At 54.2% G+C, this 14533-nt stretch carries 9 protein-coding genes; all 9 read left to right on the top strand.

The genetic code is table 11. The features are described from left to right. Positions 1 to 211: 211 nt before the first annotated feature. The 9 genes from C7820_RS22900 to C7820_RS22860 all read left to right on the top strand — a co-directional run bounded on the left by C7820_RS22900 (position 212) and on the right by C7820_RS22860 (position 14521). The gene (locus tag C7820_RS22900) at positions 212 to 3817 is read left to right on the top strand and encodes a copper amine oxidase N-terminal domain-containing protein (protein ID WP_258875356.1); all 3606 of its coding nucleotides are present in this window, start codon (positions 212 to 214) and stop codon (positions 3815 to 3817) included. A gap of 285 nt (positions 3818 to 4102) precedes the next feature. Continuing rightward, positions 4103 to 6709 (top strand): xyloglucanase, encoded by a 2607-nt coding sequence (locus tag C7820_RS22895; protein ID WP_116232985.1) that lies wholly within the window; start codon positions 4103 to 4105, stop codon positions 6707 to 6709. A 303-nt stretch (positions 6710 to 7012) separates the two neighbouring features. After that, entirely contained in the window at positions 7013 to 7978 is a 966-nt protein-coding gene (locus tag C7820_RS22890) for a LacI family DNA-binding transcriptional regulator (RefSeq protein ID WP_116232984.1), read from the top strand. 91 nt (positions 7979 to 8069) lie between these two features. After that, positions 8070 to 8483 carry a YugN-like family protein gene (locus C7820_RS22885; RefSeq protein ID WP_076173024.1) on the top strand — a complete coding sequence of 138 codons (414 nt, stop codon included), beginning with the start codon at positions 8070 to 8072 and terminating at the stop codon, positions 8481 to 8483. A gap of 195 nt (positions 8484 to 8678) precedes the next feature. Beyond that, a complete protein-coding gene (locus tag C7820_RS22880; protein ID WP_116233149.1) occupies positions 8679 to 9140 on the top strand; it encodes a pyridoxamine 5'-phosphate oxidase family protein in 462 nt (153 codons plus the stop codon). A gap of 343 nt (positions 9141 to 9483) precedes the next feature. Then, positions 9484 to 11169: a sensor histidine kinase gene (locus C7820_RS22875; RefSeq protein ID WP_309545778.1), complete on the top strand. Its 1686-nt coding sequence runs from the start codon at positions 9484 to 9486 to the stop codon at positions 11167 to 11169. Then, positions 11147 to 11965 carry a response regulator transcription factor gene (locus tag C7820_RS22870; RefSeq protein WP_076173022.1) on the top strand — a complete coding sequence of 273 codons (819 nt, stop codon included), beginning with the start codon at positions 11147 to 11149 and terminating at the stop codon, positions 11963 to 11965. Before C7820_RS22875 ends, C7820_RS22870 begins: the two co-directional genes overlap by 23 nt. A 148-nt stretch (positions 11966 to 12113) precedes the next feature. After that, positions 12114 to 13448 carry an ABC transporter substrate-binding protein gene (locus C7820_RS22865; RefSeq protein ID WP_116232982.1) on the top strand — a complete coding sequence of 445 codons (1335 nt, stop codon included), beginning with the start codon at positions 12114 to 12116 and terminating at the stop codon, positions 13446 to 13448. Between the two features lie 194 nt (positions 13449 to 13642). After that, positions 13643 to 14521 carry a carbohydrate ABC transporter permease gene (locus tag C7820_RS22860; RefSeq protein ID WP_076173203.1) on the top strand — a complete coding sequence of 293 codons (879 nt, stop codon included), beginning with the start codon at positions 13643 to 13645 and terminating at the stop codon, positions 14519 to 14521. Positions 14522 to 14533: the final 12 nt, after the last annotated feature.

The following is a 14533-nucleotide window of genomic DNA, read 5'->3' as shown; positions in this document are numbered from 1 at the left end:
AATCGTTAACTCAGTATCATTATACACGTAAACCGCTGCGGGATTCAGGCCGCACAGGTTCTGGTCGGGAAACGGGGGACATCGAATAAGGGTCCGGAGATCCCATTGAAAAAAATATTTTTCGGTGCAGATAACTTTTTGCCGGCTTCCTCCGTCAGATATTACACAGTCAATAATTTCTATATCAGGAAAAGCAAAAGGAGGCGCGTTTGTGAAAAAAATTTGGTTAACGCTTTTGGCCGCCGTGATGATCTTCACGGTCGCCTTCGGCGCCAATCAGGGGCAGGCAGCGGCCGCAGCCAGTCAAATCTCGATTTATATTGACGGCCAGAAGCTGTACTCCCCTCAGGCTCCCATTATGGTGAAAGGCAGGGCCATGCTCCCGATGCGAGCCATTTTTGAGGCGCTGGACGCCACGATCGACTGGAACGCGAAGACGAAAACCGTCACCGCGAAACGGGATCAAACGACGATTGTACTGAAGATCGGCTCTAAGTCTGCAATCGTCAACAACCGGACATTGTCCCTGGATGTACCCGGTCAGATCTACAAGGGCAGCACGATGGTGCCTGTCCGGTTCGTCAGCGAGGCGCTGGGTGAAAAGGTAGACTGGAATGCTTCTAACAAGACGGTAACGATCACGACATCCGGCGGACCGGTTAATTCCGTGGCCTATGTTTCGGCCCGGACCATTTCCAAAAACGGCGATGGACGCGATGTGGAGGTCAGCTTCCCGAAAGTTTCGCCGGAGTCTGGCGTAAGCGAATACCGGGTGCTGATGGTCAAATCGGGAAATGCTTACAATTTCAATCTTGCTCAGGCGCTTTCGACCAGCAGCTACACCTCGATCCGCCCGGACGGGGATGACGTGTCGATTACCTTGTCGTCCCAAACCCGGGATGTGAACGGCGATTTGCTCCGGTCGGGGCAGTCGTATGCGGCATTTGTTCTGACCGTGGGCAAACGCGGGAACAGCGCTCTGTCCGGCGTATCCCAGACCATCACGCTGTCTCAGGCTCCGACCCTTCCATCCGTTGGAGCGGTTTCCAACCTCAAAGTATCCGATGCGAGCGACTACGGGGACGGCCGGGACCTGTCCGTCAGCTTTACCAAGGCCCAAACCGAAAACAATATTACGAATTACCGCATCTATGTGGTCAAAACCAAGGATAAGAACAGCTTTGACCTGGCGGCTGCGAACAAGGTGTCGTCCTCAAACTTCACAGTGGTGAACAAGGCTGGAACGACCTTGTCCGGCAATCTTTCTTCTTCGGCAAGGGATACCTCCGGCGAACTGATCCGGAATGGGGTACCTTACACGGTGTTTGTGATGTCCGTCAGCAATACCGGCAGCTACACGTCGCAGCTGTCCGCCGCTTCATCGTCCATTACGCTGGCTGCCAATGCGGTATCTGCACCGGTCATTACCCGCGTGGATGACATCAGCAATTATGGCGACGGTCGGGATTTGCGCGTGAACTTCAATAGGGTGTCCGACGAATCCCGCATCGGTTCTTACCGGATTTTCGTCGTGAAGGACAGCAAGGCAGGCAGCTTTAGCCTCTCGGCAGCGAACAATGTTCCGAGTTCTTATTACACGCAGGTGGGCAAAACAGGTTATAACATCAGTCAGGTGCTGTCTTCCGGAGCGCGTGACGTCGACGGATCGTTAATCGCGAACGGCGTTGTATACCGTGTGTTCGTCATGGCCGTGGGAACGGGAAGCTATTCCGGCAGCAATGCGCTGTCCTCGGCGTCTTCTTCTATCGTGCTATACGGCAATGGTAACGTTGATGCCGCAAGCAATGTGAATGTCAGCGACATTAGCGATTACGGCGATGGCCGCGATCTGCGGGTTACTTTTAACCGGGCATCCGACGAGAGCCGCATTTCCGGCTACCGGATCATGGTCGTGAAGTCGAACCAGGCAGGAAGCTTCAATCTGTCCTGGGCGAACTCGGTGTCCAGCTCGAATTACACGACGGTAGATAAAACCGGATATAACATTACGAAGGTGCTGTCTTCCGGAGCAAGGGACGTGGACGGCGATTATATCCGCAATGGCACCAGCTACCGGGTGTTCGTGCTGTCGATCGGTTCCGGCGGCTACTACGGCAGCAACGCGCTGTCTTCCTATTCCCCGGCGATTACGCTGGGCAGCAACGGCTACGTAGGATCGGCAAGCAACGTGAGCGTATCTGACGTTTCAGACTACGGCGACGGCCGGGACCTTCTCGTGAACTTTAAGCGTGCCGACGACGAAAGATATATCAGCCAGTACCGCATTCTCGTCGTGAAAAATGGAGATGCCGGACGTTTTGACCTGAATGACGCCAACGCGGTGCGCAGCTCGAACTACACAGCAGTCACGCCGAATGGTGCCAACATTAGCAAGGCTCTCGCTTCGGGAGCGCGGGATGTGGATGGGGACGCCATCCGGAATGGCGTTGCCTATCGGGTATTCATTCTGTCTGTAGGAACGGGCAGCTACGCCGGAACGAACGCGCTCTCCTCCTATTCGCCATCCATCACACTGTCGGGCAACGTGAAGGTCGACCCTGCAACGAGTGTGAAGGCCGCGGATATTGGCGATAACGGCGATGCGAGCGATCTGCAAGTGACTTTCAATCGTGCCAAGGACGAAAGCAGCATTAAAGGCTACCGGATTCTCGTTGTACAGGAATCTCAGGCACAATTTTTTGATCTATCCGATGCTGAAAAAGTGCCAAGTTCGCTCTACACGCCCGTTAGCACGACTGGCTCTAATTTGAGTGTTAAGCTGAACACTGGAGCCCGGTCCGTCGATAATAATGTCATCAAAAATGACGTCAGCTACAAAGTGTTCGTTTTGTCCGTAGGGGCGAACGGTACCAATGCGCTGTCTGAACCGTCCGCGCCGATCACACTGTCCACGAAGTCTGCAAGTCCCGTAACGGATGTCAGCGTGTCGGACGTAGGGGACAACAACAACGGCAGCGACCTGGAGGTTTCCTTTACCAAAGCGGCGGATGAGCGCAATTTGTACGAATACCGCATTTTAGTCGTGCCTGCCGATAAAGCCAAAGTACTGAATGTGGCGGAGGCATCAGATATTAACTATTTCACGAAAGCATCGAAGGGCAGCAACTATAAGCATGCCCTAAGCTCCGATGCCAAGGATATTAATGGCGAATTTATTGCGAATGGGGTCTCCTATAGAGTTTTCGTCCTGTCGGTGATGAGTCCGGACGGCAAGGGCAATGTTCTGTCGACCCCTTCCGATGAAATCAAACTACAGTCCAACCCGACGCTGGTGACTCGTGTCACAGCCTCGGAGCTAAAGGATGAAGAGGTGAAAGTTACCTTTGCGAAAGCGGCGGATGAAAGCACCATCGATTATTACAAGGTGTTCGCCGTGCCGGTTGGATCGACCACGTTCATGACGGCGAAATCCGTCAAGGAGGTACCGGACAGCTTCAAGAAAGTCGATAAGGCCAACAAAGGTTCTTATGAGACGGCTTTCGAAAAAGGCGACAAAGATATTTACGGCCAAGAGCTGAATACAAATGCCAGCTATCTGGTGTACGTCTTGTCCGTGCTGAAAGGGGAGCAGGCATCCAAAAGCGTGCTTTCTTCCGAAACAGGTTTTATGTTCGTAACGGCTTTTGATGAGAAGGACACGAAAGGTTACACCAAAAACCAGCTGGTGAGTGATCAGGGCAGCATTTATCAAGTGTTAAAGGACTCGCCGCAGGGAACACCAGGCAAGTCTGACGACTATAAACTACTGAAGAAGGCGGAAGCCAAGGCAACCGTCTCCAGCAAAACAAAGGGCTGATAACGGAATTGGTATTAACTTGCCGATCATCGGCCCGCAAATCACAGCTCCTGGATGGTTGATTCCAGGGGCTGTTTTTATTGCACATGTCTAATTTTCATATGAAAAATCATCCAATTATTAGGGTATTCTTACGGGATTCTTTGCCCGTACAATAAATTTACTCATCATTGGTAACCGCTTACATAAATTACTGCAGCTGCAGCACTCCGCATGTCAGTCACCATCGATTTTACCGAAAACGATTTCGAAAAACCAAACCATTTATGATTGAGGAGGTCAATGATGTTCAAGAAGACGTTAAGCTTGGTTCTCGCCGCTTCCATCGCGCTGCCGCTGGCCGGTGCGGTGGGCCCGGTGTCCGCTGACAAGGCGAACAATGGTAAAGGACCCAAGGCACCTGTCCAAACGTACAGCTGGGACCGGGTCAAAGTCGTTGGCGGAGGTTTTGTTCCGGGGATTGTCTACAACCCGAGCGAAAAGGATCTGATCTACGCACGGACGGATATCGGAGGAGCCTACCGCTGGGACCCGGCCACGAAGACCTGGAAGCAGCTCCTGGATTTTGTCAGTGCAAAAGAATGGAACATGCTCGGCGTAGACACCCTGGCGACGGATCCGGTGGAAACGAACCGTTTGTACGTAGCGGCCGGAACCTATACCAACGACTGGACCGACATGAACGGCGTGCTGCTCCGCTCTACGGATAAAGGGGAGACGTGGCAGCGCACGGAGCTTCCTTTTAAACTCGGGGGAAATATGCCGGGACGGTCGATGGGCGAGCGGTTGGCGATCGATCCGAACAATAACCGTATCCTCTACATGGGTACCCGCAGCGGCAACGGGCTGTGGCGCAGCACCGATTATGGAGTCACTTGGAAAAAGGTTGAGAGCTTCACTGCAGCCGGCAACGTGAAGGACCCTTACAACGATCTCGTCGGCGTCGTGTGGGTGACGTTTGACCCGTCGACGGGAAGCCAAGGGAAAACCACCCAGACCATTTACGTAGGAGTCGCCGATACCGAGCACAGCATCTATCGGAGCACCGACGGCGGTCAAACCTGGGAACCGGTGCCGGGACAGCCGGACCAAGGATTCCTCCCGCACCATGGCGTGCTTTCGAAGAACGGCAGCCTCTACGTGACCTACACGAAGGAAGTGGGTCCGTATAACGGCGGTGAAGGCTCGGTGTGGAAATACGATACGTTAACCGGACAGTGGACCGATATCAGCCCGACCGGTGCAGGTTCTACGGACAGCCCGTACGGCGGCCTTGCCGTCGATGCGCAGCACCCGGATACGATCATGGTCGCCACGATGAACAAATGGTGGCCGGATGAGTTTATTTACCGGAGCACGGACGGCGGCAAGACGTGGAAGCCGTTCTGGACGCTGGATTACGCCAAAGACCCGGTAAGGACAAACAACTACACCATCGACTACTCCCTGTCTCCGTGGCTGGATTGGGGTGAGAAAAAGAATCTGCCTGAACAGAATCCGAAGCTCGGCTGGATGATCGGCGACCTGGAGATCGATCCGTTTAATCCGGATCGGATCATGTATGGTACGGGCGCGACGCTGTACGGGTCGGAGAACGTGACTGCCCTGGACAAAGGAGAAAACGTCAATATCTCCGTCATGGCTGACGGGATCGAAGAGACGGCGATTCTCGGCTTGATCAGCCCGCCGAGCGGAGCCCATCTGCTGAGCGCCATGGGGGATATCGGCGGCTTCCGCCACGACGATTTGACCAAGGCCCCGTCCATGATTACGAATCCGTATATCGGGACAAGCACGGATATCGACTATGCCGAACTGAACCCGGACATCGTCGTCCGGGTCGGCAACAGCGACGGGGCGAACCCGAGGATGGGTGTGTCCACGGATAACGGCAAGACGTGGAAGCCGGCGGCCAACGCCTGGACATCGGCATCCGACGATGCTACGCAGGGCGGCTATGTCGCGGTCGGTGCAGACGGATCTTCCATCGTCTGGAGCCCGTCCAACTCGGCCGCTCCGAAGCCAGTGAGCTATTCGCGCGACCTGGGCGCCACATGGACGGCCTCGTCCGGGGTTCCAAGCGGCGCGAGAGTAGCCTCGGACCGGGTGAATCCGAATAAGTTTTACGCGATTGCAGACGGCACGTTCTATGTCAGCCAGGACGGAGGCGCCTCCTTCACCAAGGCAGCCTCGGGCCTGCCGACCAACCTGACAAGCAACTTCAAAGCCGTACCTGGCGTGGAAGGAGACATCTGGGTGGCCGCTGCCGCGGATAACAAGAACCAGGACAGCCTTTTTGGATTATGGCATTCCACGGATTCGGGACGGACGTTTACGAAGCTGGGACAGATCCAGGAAGCGGCGGCCATCGGTTTCGGCAAAGCCGCTCCCGGCCAGAAATACATGGCGCTGTATGCCCATGCCATTATCAACAATGTGGACGGCATTTACCGCTCCGATGACGCAGGCAAGACGTGGACACGCATCAATGACGACCAGCACCAGTTCGGTTCGGCCAACGCGGCGATCACCGGGGATCCAAGGGTTTACGGCCGCGTATATTTGGCGACCAACGGCCTCGGCATTGTTCTTGGCGATATCGCCGGCAGCACGGATACGGCAGCACCGGTCATCACGGTGGACGACAAAGGCAAACCGCAAAATAACCGGAACTATGTGCTCTCCGGCCGCGTTAACGAGGCTCTGCAGGATTCCACGATCAGCGTTTCCTTAAATGGCGGAAAGCCTTTTACCATAAAAGTCGTGAACGGCAAGTTCAACCATAAGCTGACCTTGGCCAGCGGGAAAAACCGGATTGTACTGGAAGCAGCCGACCTGGCAGGGAACAAGGCAAGCCTTGAGGTTACGGTCGAGTACAACGCCAAGAAGTAATTTGAAAAAGGACGCAGGGATCCATCTCAAAAGAGGGACCTGCTGCCTTCCATGTGGTGAGGACTGCCCACGATCGGCATTCTGCCTTTGTGAAGCGGTATAAATGAGGGGCCGGCCCGGGACAGCAAATCCGCTGCCCGGGCGGTCCTTTTCTTTTTCAAGAACAGATCAGCGCCTTTGGTAGAAATGAATTTCAGGCTGTATGAAAGCGCTGTTGTGCAGGGGAACGGGGCACCGGTGTCGAAACGATTCAAACAGAATGATAAAATGAAATGATAAGCCAAACGATTGGAGTGAGAAGCCGTGGCCAGCATTAAAGATATCGCCAAAAAAGCCGGCGTATCCATATCAACGGTATCCTACGCGCTGAACGGAAGCCCGAAGGTGACGGATGAGACCTGCGCCCGGATTTTGGCCATCGCCAAAGAACTGAATTATGTACCCAATGCGGCGGCACGAAGCCTGAAGAAAAAGGAGTCGAGAATTATCGGGGCCTTTCTGCCGGATTTTAGCGGCGGTTTCTACGGAGATCTGCTTCAGGGAATGAAGGGCACGCTGATTCAAAAAGGATACGATCTGGTGGTATGCAGCGGCCCCCAGTCGCACCGGCTGCTGGCCGAGAAGCTGTTTGACGGGGCGCTGATCCTCGACCACACGTTCTCGGACGAGCAGCTGCTGAACTTTGCCGAGCTCGGGCACCGGCTGGTGGTGCTGGACCGGGAGCTGAAGCATCCGAATATCAATCACGTTCTTCTTGATAATAAAGCCGGGGCCAGCCTGGCGATGGAGTATCTGATCGACCTGGGGCACCGGAAAATTTACGTGGTTACCGGTCCCGAGGGCTCTTACGACTCGAAGCAGCGTATGGCTGCGGTCAGACAAACGGTCGAACGAAGCAGCGACGTGGAATGCATTGAAATTCCCGGTGACTTTAACCGCACGGGCGGAGAGCGGGCCGGCAAACAGATTGCCGCGGAATTCGAAGGTCCGGTGGCGGTCTTTTGCCTGAATGATGAGATGGCGATCGGCATGTATGACTATATATCCGAAACGGAGTTGGAGATGGGCAAGGACATCCACATCATCGGTTTCGATAATATTGAGCTGTCCGAGTACATCCGCCCAAGGCTTGCGACGATCGATTATTCCAAGAAAAAGTGGGGTTCGCTCGCATCCGAGCAGCTGATCAAAATCATTGAAGGCAAGCCGGTTGAAAATGAGCGGATTTATGTGACTTTGGTCAAGGCGGAATCGGTTAAGCCGCTCTAATGAGTCCAATCCCGCCGGGCGGCGGCCGCTGAAGTATAAAGAAAGATATTCCTGCTCATCCTGAAGGTAAACCGACAGGGAGGATGCAGGAATGATCAATTTGGAGTCCAGACTCGAAAACGTGGAAGACGAATTCGTCAATATTGACAGCTACCTATGCAAACATGATTTTTCGCTGGCTGGCAACTGGGATTACAAGCACGGCTATCTGGATAAGCGCCTTGACCAGGAAAGAATGGTGTGGCTGCGGATCCCTTTTCATGTAACCAAAGGCAACCTGGACGGCGAATGCGGCGGCTGCCGGGCGACCGTTAAGCTGGGACGTCCTTTCGTATTCAAATACGTATACAACACGGGAACTGACAAGCATGCCATGCCCCATCTGCTCGGCGCCTTATTCGACCAGTTTCAGGCACCGCTCGATCCTGACGCACATCTGGAGGACGAGTGGGTACAGCGCGCAAGAAGCGTTCTGCAGGAAGTGGAGCTGGGGTACCTACCCTAAGGATTTCGCCGTAAATTAGAGCAGCTTGGTCAAATTCGTTTGGCCGGGCTGCTTTTTGTTTTGTACAGGAAAGCGGGGCCAAAACATCGGGATCACCTGAGCTTACGTTGTTTCTTTTTATACAGCCATCGTTTGTTTCATAGAGTACAATAGGAGAACTACAGGGAAGAAAGGAGGTGTCAGTCAATGAAATACATGGAGACGGCGGAACTTCCGGACGAGCTGTACGAGCTGCTGGACGGCAGGGAGCTGATCACGAAGCAGCATGAGGCGATGATGCTGATGACCGTAACGGAGGAGGGCTGGCCGCATACGGCCATGATCAGTGTAGGCGAGATTGTCGCCCTGGACCGGGTGCAGGTCCGGCTGGCCATGTGGAACGGAACCGCGACGACCCGAAACATGATTCGTACGGGAAAAGCGACGCTCGTTCTGGTCTACTCCGGTAAGGCCTATTACGTAAAGCTTGCGCTGAGACTTCTGCCGGTGCTTCCCGCAGCCAAGCATCCACGGGAGCGTTTTGAGGCGGACATCCTATCCGTACGAGCGGACGTGGCCGCGTATGCGGACATTAGGTCGGGCATCCAGGTCGACTTTAAGGAGCCCGAAGCCGTCCTCACCCGCTGGTATGAAACGTTGGCCGAGCTGAGGTTGTAGAAAGGCAGCCGGATGCCGATAAAAGGCGCTTCGGCCATCCCCGGACTGGGCAGCTGCCTGGTCTGAGGATGCCGCTAAACGCGGTTCAGCTATCATGAGTTTACGTCGATAGGGCTTTTCTTCTGATCTTTCGTGCTTTGTTCGGAATTTATGCAACAAGACTTTGAAAGCGCAATCATTCATATATACAATAACATTACGAAATTCACACTTGGAAAAAGAGGGTGATTCGCATATGAGATCCTGGCTCCTCACGCGCTTTCCCCCGCTACATTCGATTGTCGTGCAGCTCTTCCTCTTCTTTTTCTTCGGGATGACTCTTCCTGTCCTTATAGGAGGTTTTTTGTCCTACCACAAATCGTCCTTGATCGTTGAACAGCAGGTCAGCAAGGTGGCCGCGCTAACGATCGTGCAGGTCAGCGACAAGCTGAACATGTTTTTCAAGAAACTGGATGACTCCTCGATGATGGTATTAAACAGCAAAATCGTCCACAACATTTTGGAGCAAAGGCAGGGCGACAACGCCTATGAAACGACGCTCAAGGTGAAGGACGGCAAAGATATGCTGACCTCGATTATGATCAATTCACCGGAAATTCTCGATATTTATATTTTTGATGTCAAAGGCAAAAACTCGGTGCTCAGCGCAGACTCCCTCATGTCGATTCCGAATCAATGGGATTCTGATTGGTACAAAGCCATTTTGAAGGCGAACGGCAATACCGTATGGTTTGGGCTCTCCGAAACCTCATACCTGAAAAAGACCGGGATGGGCTTCCCGGTGTTTGGTCTCGGCAGGGCCATCCGCAGCTGGGAGACCGGCGAAATTATCGGGGTCATGTTTGTCGAGGTGATGGGGAACGTGCTGATCGATGAGCTGAACCGCGTTCAATTCGGCGATACCGGATACGTCTACATCGTCAACGACCGGAATCAGTATTTCTACCATCCCGACCCGGATGAGTACGGACAAACGTCGAAGCTGCCGCTGCCGACCCGGAAGACGCAGCTGCGCGAAGGACGGCGGAATACGCTGATGATTCCCGAGCTGCTCGACAACGACTGGCGCGTCGTCGGCGTCGTGCCGCTGGAGGAGATGACAGCCGATTCGGCCAGTATCCGCAACCTGACGGTGTTGATTACCCTCTGCTCGATCGTGCTGGCGATCGGCATGGGCTACTACGTTACACGCAGAATCGGAAATCCGCTCGTCAACTTGAGCCGCTTGATGCGCAAAGGGGAAGCTGGCGACCTGACCATTCGCAGCCGCAGCGTCGGACGCAACGAAATCGGCCAGCTTGGACGGAGCTTCAACAAGATGATCGAACAGATCGAGCTGCTCATCGAGCGGATTGGCAAGGAGGAATCCGAGAAGAAGAAGGCCGAAATCCGGGCGCTTCGATACCAGATCAATCCGCATTTTCTGTATAACACGCTGAATTCGATCCGCTGGCTGGCCAAGCTGAACCGTACGAACGATGTCGACCAGGCCGTCACCTCGCTCGTCCAGCTGCTCGAGGTCAGTATGGGGCGCAGCGGCGTCTTTATCCAGTTAGGCGAGGAGCTGGACCTGCTGCAGAAATACATGGTCATTCAAGGGTACCGGTATGACAATGCCATCACCCTGCTTATCGATTGTCCCGATGAGCTGAAGCAAATTCCGATTCCGCGCATGCTGCTGCAGCCGATCGTGGAGAACGCGGTCTTCCACGGCATCGCGCCCAAAGACGAACCGGGCACGATTGAGATCCGCGCGCGGCAAGAGGGGGAGGAGATCATCGTCAGCATCGCCGACGACGGCGTAGGTATGAGCGAAGAGCGGCTGGCCCACATCTTCGCCGACGAGCGTGCCCATCATCACCGGGGGATGACCAACATCGGGCTGCGCCATGTGCACCAAACGATTCGGCTGTATTACGGCAGCGGATACGGGGTCAGCGTGACCAGCGAGCTCATGAAAGGGACGGAGGTCACGATTACTTTTTCAAATTTAAAGGGGGATCAGGATGTACAAAGTGCTGTTGGTTGATGATGAAGCCATCGCAAGAATGGGGATTCGGTCTACTTTTGAATGGGAAGTCAACGGATTCGAGCTGGTGGGAGAAGCCTCCAACGGCCAGCGGGCGATGAAATGGGTCGAGAGCAAGGAGATCGACATTCTGATTACCGATATTGCCATGCCGGTCATGGATGGGCTTGAGCTGGCGCGCAGGACGAGGGAAATCTGTCCTTGGGTCAAGGTGCTTCTGCTCAGCTGCCACAGCGACTTCGAGTACGTCCGTGAGGGGATCCGGCTGGGTGCCTTTGACTATATTTTAAAGCCGATGCTGAGTGCGGAATCGCTGAAAACGGTGCTGTATGAAATGCGCCACAGCCTGCAGAAGGAGAAGGAGGATCACCGTATTCTGGAGCAGTACAAGGAAAAAAACAGCGCAGATCCGGCGGTTGCCGTGATGCCGCTGCCCCTCCCTGCGGATTGTCCGCCTCCGGATAAATCGCTGCACCAACGGATCGTCCAGCAGGCGGTCGAGTATATTTCGGAGCATTTTACAGAGTCGATCTCTCTGCAGCAGGTTGCCGACAAGGTGTGCGTCAGCCGCAACTACTTCAGTGAAATGTTCAAGCGGGTCACCGGACACAATTTCATCGATTACTTGATTACGCTGCGGGTGAACCGGGCCAAGGAGCTTCTGCAAAATCCAACGCTGAAAGTATATGAGGTCGCGGAGATGTCCGGCTTCAATGATACCAAGCATTTCAGCAAGCAGTTCAAAAAGGTCGTCGGACTGACACCGGCGGAATTCCAGGGCATGCCGCGCAGGTGAGGTGTCCAAAACATAGGAAAACATGACACGATTTCGGAAATATGTGCCGTTCAAAAGGCGAAGGGCGCCGTTTTATAATAATCACGTAAGCGTTTTCACACCAAGGTGCTAATCCGATGACTACTCTTTTGAATGGGGGAGTAAAGAAATGAAGAAGCTCAGAAAGTCCTTGCTAGCGGTGGTATTGTTGGCGTCGGTTGTGCTGCAGGCATGCGGATCGGGTGGCGGCAGCGGTGATAACCAGGGAGCGGTGGCGGAAGACGGCAAAGGCAGCGGGGAGAAGGTCAAGATTAAATGGGCGACCTGGGGGAATCCCGGAGAGCTGACCCGCTTCCAGGAGTTTACGAAGGATTTCAACAAGAGGCATCCCGACATTGAGGCGGAGCTGATTCCGATTCCGGGGGAATACGACCAGAAAATTTTGACACAGCTGACGGGAGGAACCGCTCCTGACGTGTTTTATGCCGGCGATGGCTTCGTTGTGAAACTGATTGAGAACAAAAGCATTGAGGAAATGACGCCGAGAATGACGGCGGCAGACAGCAAAATCAAACCGGACGACTACTTCGAAGGGCTGTGGGGTGCGGCCAAGCGTGACGGCAAAATCTACGGCGTGCCGGTCGACTGCAATCCGATGGTGCTGTGGTACAACAAGAAAGTGCTGAATGACGCGGGAATTACGGAGATGCCGGCTGACCTTCAGGCGAAAGGTCAATGGACCTGGGACGCGTTCAAAGGCATGGTGGAGAAAATCCGCGACTCGAAAAAGTACGGGTACGTGCTGGATAACTCCTGGAACAGCTATTACAGCTGGGTAACGTCCAACGGCGGCAAGGTTTACGACGACAATGGCAAGTTCATCGGCTATGACGATCCAAAGTCGAAGGAAGCGTTCCAGTTCCTGTACGACAACGTGAAGGAGAAAAATATTACATTTGCCGGTACGCTGCCGAAGGGGCAGGGCGGTGACGCCATGTTTATGTCCAACCAAGTCGGCTTTGTCGGGGCCGGACGCTGGTATCTGCCGCTGTTCAAGAAAAACTCCAGCCTGGAGTACGATGTCGTGACCTGGCCGACGAACACCGGGAACAAGATCGAACCGGCCGGAATTCCGACGGCATTCCTGGTCATGAACAGCGCATCGAAGCATAAAGACGCCGCCTATACCTTCTACTCCGAATTCCTGAGCTCGGATGGCCAGAAGTTCCGTCTGCAAGGCGGGGGTAACGCCGTTCCGTCCGTTCAAGGCGTGGATGACGTCGTTCTGGAAGGCAATCTGCCGGAGCATGCCCAGCTGTTCCTCGATGCCCGTGAGGTAGGTTATTCGCTGACGCCGTTCGAAGCAGGCATCCCAGGATTGAGTACGGACATTACTTCCAAGTTCGAGGCATTGTGGCTCAAGAACGGCGAGTTGGACGCATCGCTCAAAGACATCCAGGACATGGCCAACAAAAAAATCGACGATTATAAAAACGGCAAATAACGAAAGTCCGGAGGGAAGGAGCGCAGGGCACAGCGCAGCGTTCCTTCCCTCTTTCCATGCCGGCCGGCGGCTGGCGGCCAGCGCTTCATAAGGCGTAATTTGCAAGAGAAAGGTGGATGTTTATGCACAATCAGACGGCCGATCGAACGGCTTCTGCGCCGGCCTTGCAGCCGGACAACAAACGGAAGACCGCTATGACGAGCAAGACATCGGATGGCATATGGGGCTATGTCTTTATTTTCCCCCAATTGGTCGGACTGCTGCTGTTCTCCTTAATTCCCCTGATTTCGGCTTTCGTGCTCAGCATGATGAAATGGGACGGGATGGGCGAGAAGCAGTTTGTCGGACTGGATAACTTCATCAACACGTTCAAGGATGAGGATTTCCGGATCGCCGTGGTCAACACGCTGTATTATACGGTGTTAACCGTGCCTACGGGCATTATTCTGGCGATGCTCATCGCGGTGGGCCTGAACCGGGTACAAGGCAAGCTGATCTACAGACTCATTTATTTTATGCCGAATATTACGATGTCCGTGGCGGTCGCCGTCGTCTTTATGTGGCTGTTTAACGCCGATTTCGGGTTGATCAACCTTTATTTGAAGGAGTGGTTCGGGATCGACGGTCCCCGCTGGCTGACCGACACGCGGTTTGTAATGCCGTCGATTGCCATGCTCAGCGTCTGGATGGGGCTTGGCGGGAATATGGTCTTGTTCCTGGCCGGGCTGCAGGGCATATCCGCCAGCTATTACGAAGCCGCACAGATTGACGGCGCCAGCAAATGGCAGCAGTTTGTCAATATAACCGTTCCGCTGCTGTCTCCGACGACCTTTTTCGTGACGATTATGACGATCATCGGTTCGTTTCAGGTGTTCGACCAGTCGTTCGTCATGACCTCCGGCGGGCCCGCGAAAGCGAGCTATACGATCGTGTTTCACATTTACGATTCGGCGTTCGTGGACTTTACGTTCGGGAAAAGCACGGCGACCGCAGTCATTTTGTTCATCATGATCTTGGCGCTGACGCTGTTCCAAATGAAAATGTCCAAACGCTGGGTCCATTACGAGGACTAGAATCGACCGGAT

Source organism: Paenibacillus sp. VMFN-D1 (genome assembly GCF_003386155.1).
In the GTDB taxonomy this organism is placed as follows: domain Bacteria; phylum Bacillota; class Bacilli; order Paenibacillales; family Paenibacillaceae; genus Paenibacillus_AQ; species Paenibacillus_AQ favisporus.
The sequence above is the reverse complement of the archived record's forward strand: the minus strand, read 5'-3'. Positions and strand labels throughout refer to the sequence as shown.

Coding starts and splice junctions, on each gene's coding strand:
- C7820_RS22895 (WP_116232985.1), top strand. CDS start 4,103: ATGTTCAAGAAGACGTTAAGCTTGGTTCTCGCCGCTTCCATCGCGCTG.
- C7820_RS22885 (WP_076173024.1), top strand. CDS start 8,070: ATGATCAATTTGGAGTCCAGACTCGAAAACGTGGAAGACGAATTCGTC.
- C7820_RS22880 (WP_116233149.1), top strand. CDS start 8,679: ATGGAGACGGCGGAACTTCCGGACGAGCTGTACGAGCTGCTGGACGGC.
- C7820_RS22870 (WP_076173022.1), top strand. CDS start 11,147: ATGTACAAAGTGCTGTTGGTTGATGATGAAGCCATCGCAAGAATGGGG.
- C7820_RS22865 (WP_116232982.1), top strand. CDS start 12,114: ATGAAGAAGCTCAGAAAGTCCTTGCTAGCGGTGGTATTGTTGGCGTCG.
- C7820_RS22860 (WP_076173203.1), top strand. CDS start 13,643: ATGACGAGCAAGACATCGGATGGCATATGGGGCTATGTCTTTATTTTC.